General features: G+C 66.8%; 10 protein-coding genes. 4 read left to right on the top strand and 6 right to left on the bottom strand.

Annotated features, from left to right (window positions below; translation table 11 throughout):
* Positions 1–106: 106 nt before the first annotated feature.
* The 3 genes from GYM46_RS16555 to recG form a co-directional block, all read right to left on the bottom strand.
* Positions 107–1,774: a hypothetical protein gene (locus GYM46_RS16555; protein ID WP_156796426.1), complete on the bottom strand. Its 1,668-nt coding sequence runs from the start codon at positions 1,772–1,774 to the stop codon at positions 107–109.
* Between the two features lie 275 nt (positions 1,775–2,049).
* Positions 2,050–3,663, bottom strand: coding sequence for an NAD(P)/FAD-dependent oxidoreductase (locus tag GYM46_RS16550; RefSeq protein WP_008261011.1), 1,614 nt, complete (start codon positions 3,661–3,663; stop codon positions 2,050–2,052).
* A gap of 89 nt (positions 3,664–3,752) precedes the next feature.
* Positions 3,753–5,840, bottom strand: a complete 2,088-nt coding sequence (gene recG / locus GYM46_RS16545) for an ATP-dependent DNA helicase RecG (protein WP_040349506.1) — start codon at positions 5,838–5,840, stop codon at positions 3,753–3,755.
* 145 nt (positions 5,841–5,985) lie between these two features.
* Between recG and GYM46_RS16540 the strand changes: the two genes are divergently transcribed.
* A complete protein-coding gene (locus GYM46_RS16540) occupies positions 5,986–6,315 on the top strand; it encodes a succinate dehydrogenase assembly factor 2 (RefSeq protein WP_008264267.1) in 330 nt (109 codons plus the stop codon).
* On the top strand, positions 6,315–9,785 hold the full coding sequence (gene mfd, locus GYM46_RS16535) for a transcription-repair coupling factor (protein WP_008264079.1): 3,471 nt from the start codon (positions 6,315–6,317) through the stop codon (positions 9,783–9,785). The genes GYM46_RS16540 and mfd overlap by 1 nt, the downstream gene beginning before the upstream one ends.
* A gap of 3 nt (positions 9,786–9,788) precedes the next feature.
* On the opposite strand, the gene GYM46_RS16530 is transcribed toward mfd, so the two are convergent.
* The gene (locus GYM46_RS16530; protein WP_040349508.1) at positions 9,789–11,096 is read right to left on the bottom strand and encodes a diguanylate cyclase domain-containing protein; all 1,308 of its coding nucleotides are present in this window, start codon (positions 11,094–11,096) and stop codon (positions 9,789–9,791) included.
* Between the two features lie 289 nt (positions 11,097–11,385).
* On the opposite strand from GYM46_RS16530, the gene GYM46_RS16525 reads away from it, so the two are divergent.
* Entirely contained in the window at positions 11,386–12,243 is an 858-nt protein-coding gene (locus GYM46_RS16525) for a YihY/virulence factor BrkB family protein (RefSeq protein WP_156796544.1), read from the top strand.
* On the opposite strand, the gene GYM46_RS16520 is transcribed toward GYM46_RS16525, so the two are convergent.
* Positions 12,240–12,482, bottom strand: coding sequence for a sulfurtransferase TusA family protein (locus tag GYM46_RS16520; protein ID WP_008260929.1), 243 nt, complete (start codon positions 12,480–12,482; stop codon positions 12,240–12,242). The two genes, GYM46_RS16525 and GYM46_RS16520, sit on opposite strands and share 4 nt — an antisense overlap.
* Positions 12,479–13,012 carry a CinA family protein gene (locus GYM46_RS16515; RefSeq protein ID WP_008261161.1) on the bottom strand — a complete coding sequence of 178 codons (534 nt, stop codon included), beginning with the start codon at positions 13,010–13,012 and terminating at the stop codon, positions 12,479–12,481. Before GYM46_RS16515 ends, GYM46_RS16520 begins: the two co-directional genes overlap by 4 nt.
* Between GYM46_RS16515 and GYM46_RS16510 the strand changes: the two genes are divergently transcribed.
* Positions 13,011–15,305, top strand: a complete 2,295-nt coding sequence (locus tag GYM46_RS16510) for a spermidine synthase (protein WP_008260149.1) — start codon at positions 13,011–13,013, stop codon at positions 15,303–15,305. The genes GYM46_RS16515 and GYM46_RS16510 overlap by 2 nt on opposite strands.

The raw sequence follows: 15,305 nt of genomic DNA, 5'->3' as shown, positions 1-15,305 counted from the left end.
ACCTTCGTTTGCCTTCCTTGGTTCATCTATACGAACCGCTCTCCTCACATTTTCATTCAGCAGAGCCGTGCTGGAAAGCGGACGTTCCGGACATCTGCTCAGGTGGTTAGCCGCCGTTAGCTTCTGCTAGGCGCTGGGCAACTCGCCTCGCGTTAATCGGCGACTCGGCTGCAATTAGCTCTAACGCTTCCTTTGCCCGCGTTGCGATCATGACCTCGCGGCTTTCCGGACTACCCCGATTAACGAAGCGCAGGGCTTCGCGAACAGCTCGCCGAAGGTCGTCGCCTTTCAACTTCTTGAAGAGCGTCACGAAGTCCTGGGCGGTCAAGTTGGCGAGGAACTCCACATCGCGGGTGTTCCAACCGCTTTGACGGCTAATCCGGATCAACACGTCCCCAGCGTCGAGCGCCGGTGGCGCGAACGAAGCGTGCTTCTCCGCAAACGCCGCAATCAAATCCGGATCAGTGACATCGCCCTTGAACGCGTATTCACTTAGGTCCCAAAACTCCACCGGCTCGTTGCGGATATCGACATACTGCTGTGCTAAGGCCTTTGCCTGCTCCTCGCGGCCCAATTCCTTGAAGAGCCGGATCGTGCCGCTCGCATTAAGTGGCGTGATGGCATTGGCGTTCGCTCGAAACGCGGCGTCCAGACCGTCGAGCACTGCGTCGGCGTTATCGTCGAACGAGTCGTGATATTTTGCCCAGGCTTCGTGGACCGAATTTCCTTGATCGCTAAATTTCAAGCTTGCCGCTAGGTCATCGGCCGATGCTCTTAACTTCGCCTCGTCGAAGAAGCCAAGCTCAACACCGGCCATGACCTTCAAGTCGAATTCGTCTGTTGATGAATATTCGTACTCGATCAGCAGATCACGCCACTTGGTGTATTCTTCGGCAGATTGACCGCCCAATCCGGCAAATTGGTTGAACCTTTGCAAGAATTCGAGCGATGGCGCGCTGTCAGGTTGGAATTTGGAAAATGTGTAAAGAGCCATGGATGACACTGACTGCTCAAGAATTCTCCGGTCATAACCGAGAAGGATTTCACCTAAGCGTTTGGCATGTCGCTCGATCTTCTTGATGACCCGGATATTGACGATCGACAGCGTCACGCAATGACGCACTAGGCGGTCTCGCAGAGCGATGCCTGGGCTGAATCCTATCTCAGCCGCTTCAGATGGAGAGGGATTGAAGGTCAGAGATATGTCCGCAACCTTCTCCAGCTGTGCTTCGAAGGCTTCCTTGCCATCTCCCGGGATTTTTTCTGCGTTCAGTAATACGATAACCTTGCAAGCTTTCTGTTCCTTGAGCTCGGAGACTAGGCCCAGAACATCGTGTACTGCCAGGCCTTTCCCAGCCCGTTCCAAGTCATCAATGCAAATGAGCTGAGATCCCATAGTTGCAAATAACACCCGCTCGCTGAGCGCCACATAGTCCTTAACCTTAGGTGTTAAGCGCGCATAAGCCGTGAGTTGTCGCCCGCCAGCTTCGGCCGATTTTACGAGCGAGGCGAGGTTGGGCTTTGTGGGTGCTCCTGCGAGGGGAACGGTGTTTTCAAATATAGCGCTACGAACATCGTCGAGCGAATTTCGACCAAACAGACTGACGTAAGAATATCGTTTGAGTCCAATCGCCCCATCCCTGTCTGCCTCTTGAAGGTACTTGTTCCATGCAAAAGTCTTTCCGACACCCCATTTACCAGAAATGCAAAGCACCTCTGCATCAGCGCTTGCTAAGAAGCGACGGATTTCTTTCTCAAGAAGCTCGATCGACATTATAACTCCGCTAGCTGACATGGCGTCGGCGCAATCGCGCTAGCGACAGGCTATTACGCTTTTGCCACTCAGGGTAAGATTTCCGCCCTGCCTGACGGCGGGCTAACGGAAAGTCCGCAACGGGGCGGGAACCGTCTTAGGCTAGCGGCGCGCAAGCTGATCGGCTCTCTCCGACGAGGTCCGGATTGTCGTACGATCACGGCTGCTAAGCTCAGTAGCAGCCGGCAAGGGCATCCAAAAACTGACGGTGGGCGCTGTCTGTGTTTTTGACCGATCTACACCGCCCCCTTCTCCACCATCGACCGGGCGACGGCTTCGGCCACCTTGATGCCGTCAACGGCGGCCGACAGGATGCCGCCGGCGTAGCCGGCGCCTTCGCCGGCAGGGAAGAGGCCGCGCACGTTCAGGCTCTGGAAGTCGGCGCCGCGGGTCATTCGGATCGGGGATGAACTGCGGGTTTCGACGCCCGTCAGAACCGCCTGGGCGTCGTCGTAGCGGGCGATCTTGCGGCCGAAGACGGGCAGGGCCTCACGCATGGCGGCGATCACATAGTCGGGCATCAGGGGCGCCAGGTCGGTCGGGCGCACGCCCGGCTTATAGCTGGGGACGACCTCGCCCAGCGCGGTCGAGGGGCGGCCCGCCAGGAAGTCGCCGACCAGCTGGCCCGGCGCGAAATAGTCGCCGCCGCCGGCCGCATAGGCGCGGGTCTCCAGATCCCGTTGCAGTTCGATGCCCGCCAGCGGATGGTCGCTCGGATAATCCTCGGGCGAGATGCCGACCACGAAGCCGGAGTTGGCGTTGCGCTCGTTGCGCGAATACTGGCTCATGCCGTTGGTCACGACGCGGCCGGGCTCGCTGGTGGCCGCCACCACCGTGCCGCCCGGGCACATGCAGAAGCTGTAGACGGTGCGGCCGTTCGAGCAGTGGTGCGAAAGCGTATAGGCCGCCGCGCCCAGGTCGGGGTGGCCGGCGCAGGGGCCGAACATGGCCTTGTCGATCCAGGACTGCGGATGCTCGATGCGGAAGCCGATCGAGAACGGCTTGGCCTCGATATGGACGCCGCGCTCGTAGAGGGTCTGGAAGGTGTCGCGCGACGAATGGCCGATGGCGAAGACCACGTGGTCGGCCTCCAGCGTCTCGCCGGTGTGCAGGCGCACGCCCCGGAGGGCGCCCTTGTCGAGATCGATGTCCGTGACCCGGTGCTCGAAGCGGTACTCGCCGCCCAGCCGTTCGATCTTCTCGCGCATGGCCTCGACCATGGTCACCAGGCGGAAGGTGCCGATGTGCGGGTGGGCCTCGGTGAGGATTTCCTCCGGCGCCCCGGCCGCGACGAATTCGGTCAACACCTTGCGGGCCAGGAAACGCGGATCCTTGATCTGGCTGTAGAGCTTGCCGTCGGAGAAGGTGCCCGCGCCGCCCTCGCCGAACTGCACGTTGGATTCCGGGTCCAACTTGCTGCTTCGCCACAGGCCCCAGGTGTCCTTGGTCCGCTGCCGAACCACCTTGCCGCGGTCGAGGATGATCGGCTTGAACCCCATCTCGGCCAGGATCAGCCCGGCGAACAGGCCGCACGGCCCGGCCCCGATCACGACCGGGCGAAGGCGCTCGGTCCTGGGTGCGACAGCGACCGGGCGATAGGCGACGTCTGGCGTCGGCGCCACGTGCACGTCGTCTGCAAGGCGGGCCAGCACCGCCGATTCATCCCTTACCTCGACGTCGAGGATGTAGACTTTCAGAATCGCGGATTTCCGGCGCGCGTCGTGCGCCCGCTTCCATATCGACCAGGAGACAAGATCGTGCGGCGGCACGCCCAGGCGGGCGGCGATCGCGGCGGGCAAGGCCTCCGGCGGGTGGTCGAGGGGCAGTTTGAGTTCTGACAGGCGCAACATCCGGGGCGTTCTAGCCGGTCGAGCCTTTTGATCCTAGGCGCAAGGCCCAGGATGACGGACGTAAGCGTGGGCGTGGGCGCGGCGCCCCCTCAATCCGCTCCAGCCCTATGCCCCTTCCAGTCAAACAACTCCTCCAGCACCTGAACCGCCTGGCCGCGCTCGGACGTCAGGTCGGGGTCGCGGCCCAGGATCAGGCGGGCGTCGTCGGCGGCGGCCAGCATCAGGGCGCGGTGGCGGATCGGGTCGGCGAAGCGGTAGGCGGGGAAGCCGCTCTGTTTCAGGCCCAGGGGGTCGCCGCCGCCGCGCAGGCGGAAGTCTTCCTCGGCGATGACGAAGCCGTCCTCGGTGCGGCGCAGGGTCTCGAGGCGTTCCTTGGCGGTTTCACCGAGGGCGCCGTCCTGGCCGCCGTACAGCAGGATGCAGGAACTGGCCTTTGCGCCGCGGCCGACGCGGCCGCGCAGCTGGTGCAACTGGGCCAGGCCGAAGCGGTCGGCGTGTTCGATGACCATGATGGAGGCGTTGGGCACGTCCACCCCGACCTCGACCACGGTGGTGGCGACCAGCAGGGGGAGGCGGCCGTCGGCGAAGTCGGCCATGACGGCTTCGCGCTCGGCGCCGGGCATCTGGCCGTGGGCGAGGCCGACCTCGACCCCCAGCAGGCGGCGCAGGTCGTCGGCGCGGTCGACGGCGGCGGCCAGGTCTATGGCCTCGGATTCGGCGACCAGGGGGCAGATCCAATAGGCCTGGGCGCCGGCGTCCAGCACCGTCTTCAGTCGGGCGGCGACCTCGCCGATGCGGGCCAGGGGGACGACGGCGGTGGTGACGGGGGTGCGGCCCGGCGGCTTCTCCATCAGGCGGCTGACCTCCAGCTCGCCGTACTGGGTCAGTTCCAGGGTGCGGGGGATGGGGGTGGCCGACATGGTCAGCAGGTGGACGGCGCCGATGCGCGGATCGCCCTTGGCCTGAAGTCGCTGGCGCTCGCTGACGCCGAACCGATGCTGTTCGTCGATGACGGCCAGGGCCAGGCGGTCGAAGCGGACGGCGTCCTGGAACAGGGCGTGGGTGCCGATGGCGACCTGGGCGTGACCGGAGGCCAGGGCGGCCAGCTTCTCGCGCCGCTGGCCGTTGGTGTCGCGGCCGGTGAGCAGGACGGAGACGACGCCGGCCGCCTCCAGCAGGGGGCCGAGCTTTTCGTAATGCTGGCGGGCCAGGATTTCGGTCGGGGCCATCAGGGCGGACTGGAAGCCGCTGGAGGCCGCGTCGGCCAGGGCCAGGGCGGCGACGGCGGTCTTGCCCGAACCCACATCACCCTGAAGCAGGCGGCCCATCTGTTTGCCCGAAACTAGGTCGCGACGGATTTCGGCGACGGCCTGGGCCTGGGCGTTGGTCAGGGTGAAGGGCAGGGCCTGGAGCAGGTGGTCGGAGGCGGCGCCGGGGGCGATGATGGCCGAGGGCTTGATCTCGCGGGCGCGGCGACGGCGGGCCAGGGCCAGCTGGTGGGCCAGGAATTCGTCATAGGCCAGGCGCTGGCGGGCGGGGGCCTCGGGCGTCAGGTCGGGCTCGCCCGCCGGGGCGTGCAGGGCGTCCAGCGCCGCGCGCCAGCCCAGCCAGTTCTGCTTCTTCAGCCAGGCGGGGTCCTGCCATTCCGGCAGGTCGGGGGCGGCGGGCAGGGCGGCCTGGACCAGTTTGCGCAGCTGGCGCGAGGTCAGGCCCTGGGTCGCCGGATAGACGGGTTCGGAAGCGGGGATGTCGGCGGCCTTGTCGGGCGTGACAATGTCCGGGTGGACGATCTGGACCTCGCCGTTGAAGCGTTCGACCTTGCCCGAGACCAGCCGGGTCTCGCCGCGCGGCAGCAGCCGGTCGATATGCTGGGGCGAGCCGCCGAACCAGACCAGGTGGACGAAGCCGGTCGGGTCGCTGGCGCGGACCTTCAGCGGGGCGCCGGGGCGGCTGGGGACGAACAGGCGGTCGATGACGATCTCGAAGATCCCGACCTCGCCGTCCACGGCGGTCGCCGCCTCCATGGGCCGGCGGACGATGACGCCCGAGGGGCTGAGGAAGGCCAGGTCGCGCACCAGCGGACCCGCCACCTTCTGCACCAGGGGCAGGACGCGGGGGCCCACGCCCTTCAGGCTGGAGACCTCGGCGAACAGGGGAAAGAGAATCTGCGGACGCATCGCCGGGAACATAGCGTGACCATGACGGGTGGCGAAGTGGGCGAAGGAGCGCTATCTGCGCTTCTTCCATTTTAGGACGCTGAGGTTCGCCATGCGGTGGATCGCGGCTTGAACGTCCTTCAACCTTGCCGGGCCAGGATTGCTTGTGACCGAAATCCCTCAAGACGACAGTGGCGACCAGGCGGTGCTGGCCCGCAAGCAGCGGCTGGGCCGGATCCAGTTCCGGTCCTGGCGGCGGGGCTTCCGCGAGGCAGACATGGTGCTCGGTCCGTTTTCGGACCAGGTGGCGCCGACCCTGACCGACGCCGAGCTGGACCAACTGGAACTGCTGATCGACGAGGAGGATCAGTGGCTCTACGGCTGGATCATCGAGCGTGACCCGACCCCGCCCGAGTTCGAGACGCCGGTGATGGCCAAGGTGCGGGCCTTCATGCGCGAGCATGTGGCGGCCGAGGTTGGCAAGGGCATCGGCTGATGGATCAACAGGTCACCGCGCAGCACCGCACCGACGCTGATCTGGGCGGGGCGCCCGAGGGGCTGGACGCCCTGGTCGTCGCCGAGCGGATCAAGGCCAGCGGCGGGGTCGGCGTCTTCGTGGCGCGCGACTATCAGCGGTCGGGCGGGTTTGTTCAGGCGTTCCGCTTCTTCTCGCAAGATATCGAAATTCTTGAATATCCGGCCTGGGACTGTCTGCCCTACGACCGGCTGAGCCCGACGGCGGGGATCGCCGCCCAGCGGATGGCGACCCTGACGCGCCTAGCCCAGCGCAAGACGGGCGACGCGCCGGTTCTGGTGGTCACGACCGTCGGTGCGGCCATGCAGAGGACGCCGCCGAAGTCGGTGACGACCCAGGCCGGGTTCGAGACGAAGGTTGGCCGCGATCTCGATATCCAGGCGCTGGAGCGGTATTTCGCCGCCAACGGCTATGTCCGGGCCTCGACCGTGTCGGAGCGCGGCGAGTTCGCGGTGCGGGGCGGGGTGGTGGATGTCTATCCGCCGGGCTTCGAGGAGCCGGTGCGGCTGGACATGTTCGGGTCCGAGCTGGAATCGATCCGCACCTTCGATCCCGAGACACAGAGATCGACCGGCCAGATGACGGCGGTGTCGCTGGCGCCCGTGTCGGAGGCCCTGCTGGACGCGGATGCGATCTCGCGCTTCCGTACCGGCTATCTGAAGCTGTTCGGGGCGCCGGGCGACGATCCCCTGTATGCGACCATCAGCGAGGGCGCGCGGCGTCAGGGCATGGAGCAGTGGCTGCCGCTGTTCTACGAGACGCTGGATTCGCTGTTCGACTATCTGCCGGACCAGGCCCAGATCTTCCTGGACAATCAGGCTGAGAGCGCGCGGGCCGAGCGGTGGGACCTGATCGCCGACGCCTATGAAGGGCGGACAGAGGCCGCCAAGGCTCAAAAAGGCAAGGGTGGGGGCCATGCGGCGACCAATCGGGCGCTTCCGCCCCGGTCGCTGTATCTGGACGCCGGCGACTGGAACCAGGCCCTGGCGGGTCGCGCCGTGCGGCGGTTTACGCCGTTCTCGGGCGGCGGCGAGGATGCGGGCGGCCGACTGGGTCGGACCTTTGCGGCCGAGCGGGCGCAAGACAGCGTCAACCTGTTCGAGGCGGTGGCGGCCCATGCTGCGGCGCTGAAGGCCGACGGCAAGCGGGTGCTGTTCGCCTCGTGGACCGAGGGCTCGTCGGAACGTCTGGCGACCATGCTGGCCGACCACGGCCTGGATCATATCGTCGCCGTGCGCGACTGGGCCGATGTCCAGACCGCGCCGAAGGACCTGTATCTGCGCGGCGTCCTGCCGGTCGAGCATGGGTTTGCGACGGACGAGGTCGCGGTCATTTCCGAGACCGACATCCTGGGCGACCGTCTGGCGCGGCCACGCAAGAAGCGGCGGGCGTCGAACTTCCTGGCCGAGGCTTCGGCCCTGACGACCGGGGACCTGGTGGTTCACCTGGATCACGGCATCGGGCGCTACGAGGGGCTGAAGACGCTGGACATCCAGCAGGCCCCGCACGACTGCCTGGAGCTGGTGTACGCCGGTGAGAGCAAACTCTATCTGCCGGTTGAAAACATTGATCTTCTGACCCGATACGGCTCGGATTCAGAAGGCGCGCAGCTGGACCGGCTGGGCGGCGCCGGCTGGCAGGCGCGCAAGTCAAAGGCCAAGGAACGCCTGCGCGCCATGGCCGAGGGGCTGATCGCGCTCGCCGCCAAGCGGGCGCTGCGCGAGACCGACGCAGTGGTGCCGCCGCCGGGCCTGTTCGCCGAGTTCTGCGCCCGCTTTCCCTATGAGGAGACGGACGATCAGCTGAACGCCATCGGCGACGTGCTGGAGGACCTGGGCAAGGGCACGCCGATGGATCGCCTGATCTGCGGCGACGTCGGCTTCGGCAAGACCGAGGTGGCGCTGCGGGCGGCCTTCGTCGTGGCCATGACGGGGCAACAGGTGGCCATTGTGGCGCCGACCACCCTGCTGGCGCGCCAGCACTACAAGACCTTCACCGAACGGTTCGCCGGCTGGCCTGTGAAGGTGCGGCAGCTGTCGCGGATGGTGGGGGGCAAGGAGGCGTCAGAGACGCGGGCGGGGCTGAAGGACGGCTCGGTCGAGATCGTCGTCGGCACCCATGCGGTGCTGTCCGAACAGGTCGGTTTCCGCGACCTGGGCCTGGTGATTGTGGACGAGGAGCAGCATTTCGGCGTCAAGCACAAGGAGAAGCTGAAGTCGCTGCGGGCCGATGTTCACCTGCTGACCCTGACCGCCACGCCGATCCCGCGCACCCTGCAGATGGCGCTGTCCGGCATTCGCGAGATGTCGATCATCGCCACCCCGCCGGTCGATCGCCTGGCGGTGCGGACCTATGTGACGCCGTGGGATCCGGTGCTGGTGCGCGAGGCCCTGCTGCGCGAGAAATATCGGGGGGGCCAGGCCTATTATGTCGCGCCGCGCCTGAAGGACCTGCCGGCCATCGAGAAATTCCTGCGTGAGCAGGTGCCCGAGGTGAAGTTCGTCGTTGGCCACGGCCAGATGTCGGCGACCCAGCTCGAGGAGGTGATGAGCGCCTTCTACGACGGCGAATACGACGTCCTGGTCTCGACCACCATCGTCGAGAGCGGGCTGGACATCCCGACCGCCAATACGCTGGTCGTGCACCGGGCCGACATGTTCGGCCTGGCGCAGCTGTACCAGATCCGGGGCCGGGTCGGCCGATCCAAGGCGCGGGCTTTCGCCTATCTGACCACGGATGCGGTCAAGCCGATGACCCTGTCGGCCGAGCGGCGTCTGCAGGTGCTGCAGTCGCTGGACAATCTGGGCGCCGGCTTCCAGCTGGCCAGCCACGACCTGGACCAGCGCGGCGGCGGCAATCTGCTGGGCGACGAACAGTCGGGCCATATCCGCGAGGTGGGCGTCGAACTGTACCAGCAGATGCTGGAGGATGCGGTCGCCGAGCTGCGCGAGAAGGGCGAGGGGCTGAACGTGGATCGCGGCTGGTCGCCGTCGATCAATGTCGGGGCTTCCGTCCTGATTCCAGAGGAATATGTGCCGGACCTGAATGTCCGTCTCAGCCTGTACCGCCGCCTGTCCGACGCGGAACAGGCCGAGGACCGCGAAGCCCTGGCCGCCGAGCTGATCGACCGGTTCGGTCCCCTGCCGGACGAGGCGCAGCAACTGCTGAAGATCGTCGGCATCAAGTCCAACTGCCGCCGCGCCTGTATCGAGAAGATCGACATCGGGCCGCGCGGCGCGGTGCTGACCCTGCGCGACAACAGCTTCCCCAATCCCATTGGATTGGTTGGGCTGATCCAGAAGAACCAGGCCTTCTGGAAGATCCGGCCGGATCAGAAGATCGTCGTGTCCGGCGATTGGCCGACGGCGGAAGAGCGGCTGAAGGTGGCGGAACGGATCACCGCCGACCTGGCGCGGGTGGCGGGGGCGTAGACCTCAGCGCGTCTTGTCGAACAGGTCGGCGGAGGCGCGTTCCAGCAGGGCGGCGGCGCTTTCGTTCGGCTGCATCTCGGCGGCGCCCACGTCGAATTCGGCGACGAAGGGGGAGCGGTCGGGACCGGCGTCGAAGGCGGTGCAGCCGATGACGGCGGCGATGCGCTCCGCCGCCAGGCGTGCGGCCTCGCCCCGGGTCGCCGGCAGGGCCAGGGCGAAGACTTCCTTGGCCAGGCGGGCGGGCGTGTCCTCGACCCGGACCAGCCGCGAGACCATGGCGCCGATCTGGGGCATGGCCCGATCCAGCCAGCCGCCCTGCCGCGCCCCGGCCACGGCCTCGTTCTCCTTTACGCGCAGCACGCAGACCGACAGGGGGCGGCGACGGGCGCGTGAGGCGTCGGCGACGCGCGCCAGATGGGCGGCGAACAATTCAGGCGTGAACAGGCCGGTCGAGGCGTCCATTTCCGCCAGCGCCCGGACCGAATCCAGAGCCTTGCGAATGGTCAGATGACGTCGGTGAGACCCCGCCAGGGCCAGAAGCCGCTCGGCCGTCTCATCCTCGGGCGTGTCGGCGGTGGCGACGTCGGCGAAGCCCCGATTGAACAGTTCGTCGAGACCGATCTCGCTGCCGTCCCGGAGATAGAGCATCAGGGGAATGTGGTAGAGGCGGGTGTTGCGCTTCATGCCCGAGGCGATCGACAGGGCGGGCGCATGGTCCTTGGCGCCCCACAGGACGGCGGCGTCGAACGGGCTTTCGTGCAGATAGTCGAAAGCGGTGTAGGGGGTGGGCGCAGCGACGACCTCGACGCCGGAGGCGGTGAGGGCGTTGGACAGGGCCAGAAACCGGCGCTCGGCCACGCCGGCGGCCAGGACGCGCAGCGGCGCCCGTTCGCCGCCGCCGGCCTCCAGATCAATGCCGCGAGCGGCGAAGGTGGCGCGGCGCAGATGGAATTCTTCTTCGGCTATCGCGGCGCGGGTCATCTGCTCCAGCCTCAGCGCCGCCTGGGCGGGGTGGGGCGGCAGCGTCACGGCCAGATCCGCGTCCATGACGGAACCGCGCGGCGCGCCGACAACCATGATCGGCAGACTGCGCGGCTCGGCCGCAGACCGCAGCCGCGCCACGACGTCGTCGGTGAGCGAATCGAAATCGACCACGGCGGCGTCCAGCGGGAAGTCCTGCAAGACAGCCTCGGCCGACGTCAGGTCGCGAGCGGTGACGGTGGTCCAGCCGAGGGCGTCCAGCCCAGCCACCAGCGGCCCGAGCCGACCGTCCTGGGCCGCCAGGATCAATACACGCGCATCGAAAGCCAAGTTGGTCGTCTCCCCCGGACGTCGCAGCGCCCATAGCCCCTTGAAGGCCGCGGGACCATAGCGATGCGTCCCTTAACGAAGCAATGTCTTGGCGTGGGGCGACGGGGAAAAGTGGGGCTCGCGCGGATGGTGTTTTCCTTGCCGATGGAATGGTCTAGGTTTCGCCGCCTGTTCAACGGTTGTGGGAACCGGCTTGAGTGATCACCTGACCCGATCGGTACTGAAGGCGCCTGGATTCTGGAGCGGTCTTTCGGTGCGCGCCTTCACCCGCAGCTGGGGGCGTGACGTCATGCTCTACACCGGCGGCGTGTCATTCTTCGCCCTTCTGGCCGTGTTTCCCGCCATCGCCATTCTGATCGGTTTCTACAAGCTGGGTCTGTCGATCAATGAGGTCAGCGCTCAGGCCGCCGCCCTTTCGGACCTGTTGCCTCGGGCGGCCCAGACGATATTCCGCGATGAGATCGCCCGGTTGAGCAATGCTTCTGCGCGGACGATCTCGACCCAGAGCGCCTTTGCATTGTTCGTCGGCGCCTATGCTGCCCATCGTGGATTCAAGGCCTTGCTGGCGGGCCTTAATCTCATTCATGATGAAACCGAGCCGCACGGCTTCTTCAAGTTCAACCTTCTGGCCTTCTTCGTCGCCGTCTTCGCCTTCGCGCTTTTCACGGTCGTGTCAGGCGCTGTGGTGACGGCCCGAATCCTGGCCCATACGGCGTCGCCGATGACGGACCAGTTCGATGGCGGTTTGCTGCCGCTGGACGCCTTCCTGCCGGCGCTTGGCCTCGCGGTCGGCCTGACCCTTTTGTACCGCTACGCCATGAGCCACAGGTCGCCCGTCGCCTGGCTGCCGGCGATCACCGGCGGGCTGGTGGCCACCCTGATGTCGGTGATCTCGTCCTGGCTTTGCGCCATCTATGTGGAGCAGATCGCGCCCCTGGGAGCGACCTACGGGTCTGTGGGCGCGGTGGTGGTGCTGCTGATCTGGCTGTCGTGGAACGTCAACGCCATCTTCTACGGCGGCGCCTTCGCCACCGAGATGGAGATTGCGGCCAAGGCCGATGCAGCCGCCAAGGCTCAAACCCCGACGGTTCCCGCCGATGTGGTCGATCTGTCGGAGCGGCGGGCCAGTCGCCGGTCGCGCTCCTAACCCGCCTCGACCGTAAGGCGAATCACGCCGTCCACCTCGTCCGCGGCGATCACGCGGCCGTTCTTCTGGGTCATCAGAAAGGGCACGTCGATCCGCGCCATCGGGTCGGTGGCCAGCAGGATGAAGCGACGCCCCGGCGCAGCGCCCTCCATCGCCTTCATCAATCGAAGGCTGGGCGTCGGGCAGACGTGGCCGCGCGCATCGACGACGGAGGCTTCAACCTCTTGGAGGTCGGTCACGACGCCAGGCGGTCGGCCAGCAGGGACAGGGCGATCCGGACGCTGGCCAGACGGATCGCGTCGCGGCCGATGTCGCCGAATCGTTCCTGGCGATGGATCAGGCCGCCGGGTCCCTGAGCGGCGAAATGGACCAGTCCGACCGGCTTGTCGTCCGAGCCGCCGCCGGGGCCGGCGATCCCGGTGACGGCCACGCTGACGGCGGCGCGCGAATGGGCGACGGCGCCCTGGGCCATGGCCCGCGCGGTCGGTTCGGACACGGCGCCGTGGGCGATCAGCGTGGCCTCGGGCACGCCCAGCATCTGCTGTTTGGCGTCGTTGCTGTAGGTGACGAAGCCCCGGTCCAGGGCGGCGGACGTGCCGGGAACGGCGGTCAGGGCGGCGGCGACCAGACCGCCGGTGCAGCTTTCGGCTGTGGCCAGCATCAGCCCCCGCGTGGATGCGGTTGCGACGATCTGTTGCGCCAGGCGCTGAATGTCTTCGGGGAACATGATCTTTTCATAGGCCGCGAGTCCCGCTCTAACCAGAGCCATGACCAATGTCGCCGAGGCTCCTGTTCTCCCCCTCGACCGGCCCGCCCGCGCGACCGCGATCCTGTTCGCCGTCGCCGTCGCCGTCTTCACCTCTGCCTGTCTGGTCTTCGTGGTGCAGCCGATGGCGACCAAGCTGATCCTGCCGACCCTGGGGGGATCGCCGTCGGTGTGGAATGCGGCCATGGTCTTTTTTCAGACGGCGCTGCTGGCCGGCTATGGCTACGCCCATCTGCTGCAACGAATCGGATCGATGCAGCGACAGGTGGCGGTCCATCTGGGTCTGCTGCTGATCGCGGCCTTGTTCCTGCCGCTGCGGATCAGCGGCCTGCTGGGCGATCCTGATCCCTCGGCGCCGACCCTGTGGATGCTGGCGACCCTGACCCTGTCGCTCGGGGCGCCGTTCGCCGTGCTGTCGGCGACCGCCCCGCTGTTGCAGGCCTGGTATGCGCGGGCCAGCGCCGGGCGGGCGGGGCGCAGCGATCCCTATGTGCTCTACGCCGCCTCGAACCTGGGCAGTTTTCTGGCCCTGCTGGCCTATCCGGTCCTGATCGAGCCCCTGGTCAGCCTGTCGGCGCAGCGGTGGGGGTGGAGTCTCGGCTACGGTCTGTTCGTGCTGATGGTTGTGGGGCTGGGCCTTGTCGTCTGGCGTCGGCGGGAGACTGTTGCGGCCGAGCCCGCCCCGCTGGCGGCCGGACCGCGCATCGCCTGGCGCGAGAAGGGGCTGCTGATCCTGCTGGCGGCGGCGCCGTCCAGCCTGATGCTGGGAGTGACGGCGCACCTGTCGACCGACGTGGCCTCTGCGCCCTTCCTGTGGGTCATTCCGCTGGCGCTCTATCTGCTGACCTTCGTCATCGCCTTCCAGGCGCGGCCGATCATCCCGTTGCATCTGACCCTGGCGATCCAGGCGGGGACCCTGGCGGCCTGCGCCGCCCTGGCGGCGTTCCGGACGACGGAGTGGCTGTTCGTCTTCGGGGTCAATCTTACGGCCTTCTTCTTCACGGCCCTGATGTGCCACCAACGGATGGCTGAGCGTCGTCCCGCGCCGGGCCGGCTGACGGAATTCTATCTGCTGCTGTCGCTGGGGGGCGTGCTGGGCGGGGTGTTCAACGCCCTGATCGCGCCCGTCGTGTTCGACATGGTGTGGGAATATCCACTGATCCTGGTGGCCGTAGGCCTGTTGCGGCCCTGGGGGCGGCGCGAGATGCGATCGTGGGAGATCATCTGTTGCGTCGTCGGCGTGCTGATCGCCGTGGCGGGGCCGCTGGGCCTGGCCCTGGTCCGTTATGCGCCTGACATCCGCGCTGTCCTGCCGGACCATGAGCTGGTGCGGATCGCCCAGGCGGTGCTGGGCGTGGCGGCCCTGTTCGCCTTCCTTTTGAGGGATCGGGCGATGATGTTCACCGTGGTCATCGGGGCCATGGTCTGGTCCGGCTATCATGTGGCGCGCGGTTATGACTGGGTGCTGACCGAGCGGAGCTTCTTCGGGGTGATGCGGGTGGCCAGCACGCCGATCGAAGGCCTCGATGGACCGGTCCATGTGCTGATGCACGGCACCACCCTGCACGGCGCCCAGGCGCAGGCGGCGCGGTATCGCTGCATGCCGACCCTCTATTACGCCACCTCCACCCCACTGGGTCAGGCGGCCCTGATGACCCAAGCCGGACGGCCGGATGGGGCCGTCATCGGCGTGGTGGGGCAGGGATCCGGGGCCATGGCCGCCTACAAGCGGGTCCAGGACCGAATGAGCTTCTTCGAGATCGATCCGATGGTGGACCGCCTGTCGCGCGACCCGCGCTGGTTCAGTTTCATCAACGGCTGCGCCGAGGGACCGGTCCGGACGGTTCTGGGGGATGCGCGGCTGACGATGGGACGGGAAGCGCCGAGCAGTTATGACCTGCTGATCATCGACGCCTTTTCGTCGGATGCGGTGCCGACCCATTTGCTGACGGTCGAGGCCATCGCCGGCTACCTGCGCCTGCTGAAGCCCGAGGGGGTGGTGGTGTTGCACCTGTCGAACCGGAACCTGGAGATCACCCTGCCGGCCGAGGCGGCGGCGGCGGCCCTGAAGGCGCCGGCCCTGCATCAGATCTATATCGAACGGCGGGACGCCGCCTCCATGTCTGAATCCTCGACCGAGGCGCTGATCGTCGGCAAGAGCGAGGCGGCCCTGGCGCCCTATCGCCAGGATCCGCGCTGGCGCACTCTGGAGGCGACCGGGGTGCGGCCGTGGACCGACGACTATGTCAATCTGTTCGGAGCCCTGGTCCGCCAGATGCAGTACGCGGTCCGGTAG

The sequence above is a fragment of the Brevundimonas mediterranea genome, from assembly GCF_011064825.1.
Taxonomy (GTDB): domain Bacteria; phylum Pseudomonadota; class Alphaproteobacteria; order Caulobacterales; family Caulobacteraceae; genus Brevundimonas; species Brevundimonas mediterranea_A.
Note: the sequence above shows the minus strand (reverse complement) of the source record. Positions and strands in the feature narration are given on the sequence as shown.

Excerpts from the sequence above, each read along its gene's own strand:
- GYM46_RS16555 (WP_156796426.1), bottom strand. The coding sequence starts at position 1,774 with ATGTCGATCGAGCTTCTTGAGAAAGAAATCCGTCGCTTCTTAGCAAGC.
- GYM46_RS16550 (WP_008261011.1), bottom strand. The coding sequence starts at position 3,663 with ATGTTGCGCCTGTCAGAACTCAAACTGCCCCTCGACCACCCGCCGGAG.
- recG (WP_040349506.1), bottom strand. The coding sequence starts at position 5,840 with ATGCGTCCGCAGATTCTCTTTCCCCTGTTCGCCGAGGTCTCCAGCCTG.
- mfd (WP_008264079.1), top strand. The coding sequence starts at position 6,315 with ATGGATCAACAGGTCACCGCGCAGCACCGCACCGACGCTGATCTGGGC.
- GYM46_RS16525 (WP_156796544.1), top strand. The coding sequence starts at position 11,386 with ATGCTCTACACCGGCGGCGTGTCATTCTTCGCCCTTCTGGCCGTGTTT.
- GYM46_RS16510 (WP_008260149.1), top strand. The coding sequence starts at position 13,011 with ATGACCAATGTCGCCGAGGCTCCTGTTCTCCCCCTCGACCGGCCCGCC.
- GYM46_RS16515 (WP_008261161.1), bottom strand. The coding sequence starts at position 13,012 with ATGGCTCTGGTTAGAGCGGGACTCGCGGCCTATGAAAAGATCATGTTC.